The sequence below is a fragment of the Streptomyces sp. IBSBF 3136 genome (assembly GCF_036815105.1).
Lineage (GTDB): Bacteria > Actinomycetota > Actinomycetes > Streptomycetales > Streptomycetaceae > Streptomyces.
Genome location: NZ_JAJSZC010000473.1, coordinates 1 through 1,285 on the forward strand (window position 1 = coordinate 1; position 1,285 = coordinate 1,285).

At 71.0% G+C, this 1,285-nt stretch carries 1 protein-coding gene; it reads left to right on the plus strand.

The window, feature by feature from the left end:
* Positions 1 to 68 precede the first annotated feature (68 nt).
* Positions 69 to 1,285: acyl-CoA dehydrogenase family protein (locus V7E45_RS40300; RefSeq protein ID WP_333779248.1), on the plus strand; the 1,217-nt coding region annotated here is incomplete at its 3' end.

Genomic DNA, 1,285 nt, shown 5'->3' on the forward strand with positions numbered 1-1,285 from the left:
CCCCCGCACTGACCCTGCCCACGCACTGACCCCGCCCCGCCCGTACACCCAGCACTGCGAGGACATCCATGGACTTCCGTCTCACCCCGCGCCAGGCACGGCTCAAGGCCGACGCGCGCGCCCTCACCGACTTCATCGCCGCCTACGAGGAGCGGTGCGAGGAGGACAACGGCCTGCCCGCCGACGCACACGCCAAGATCCGCGACGCGGTGCTCGACGCCGGCCTCCAGGCCGTCAACATGCCCGCCGAATGGGGCGGCGCCGGCCTCACCATCACCGAACAGGTCACCGTCCAGGAGGAGTTGGGCAGGCTCACCGGCGCCCTGTGGGACATGGTGTGGCGGCCCGCCAACGCGCTCAGGTTCTGCACCCCGGAGCAGCGCGAGCGCTTCCTCGTCCCGGTGATCAAGGGGGAGCGGCGCGACTGCTACGCCGTCACCGAGCGCGGCGCCGGCTCGGACCCGCAGAACATCTCCACCACGGCGACGAAGAACGACCGGGGCTGGGTGCTGAACGGCGAGAAGTGGTTCGTGACCGTCGGCGACCACGCCGACTTCATGATCGTGCTCGCCGCCGCGGGCCCCGAGCGCGCCCCGACGCTGTTCCTCGTCGACAAGGACACCCCCGGCATCGAGATGACGCGCGTCCCGCGCTTCATGCACACCTTCGTCTACGAGCACCCCGAGTTCACCTTCACCGACGTCCAGGTCGGCCAGGACGCCGTCCTCGGCGGCATCGGCGAGGGCTACGACATCACCCGCTCATGGTTCACCGAGGAGCGCCTGATGATCGCGGCCCGCACCACCGGAGCCGCCGAACGGGCCCTGGAACTGGCCCGGGACTGGGCAGTGGAGCGTGAGCAGTTCGGCGCGCCGATCGCCTCGTACCAGCTGATCCAGGGGATGCTCGCGGACTGCGCCGTGGACATCGCCGTCAACCGCGCCTACACCCACCAGGTCGCCTGGGAGGTCGACCGGGCCTCCGCCGAGGACCGCAAGACGCTCCANTGCGCCGTGGACATCGCCGTCAACCGCGCCTACACCCACCAGGTCGCCTGGGAGGTCGACCGGGCCTCCGCCGAGGACCGCAAGACGCTCCACGCCAAGGCCGCCATCGCCAAGCTCGCGGCCAGCGAGGCCTCGGGCCGGGTGATCGACCGGTGCCTGCAGATCCACGGCGGCCGCGGCTACGACCGCTCCTACCCCGTCGAGCGCCTCTACCGCGAGCTGCGCGTCGACCGGATCTGGGAGGGCACCTCCGAGATCCAGCGGCTGATCATCGCCAA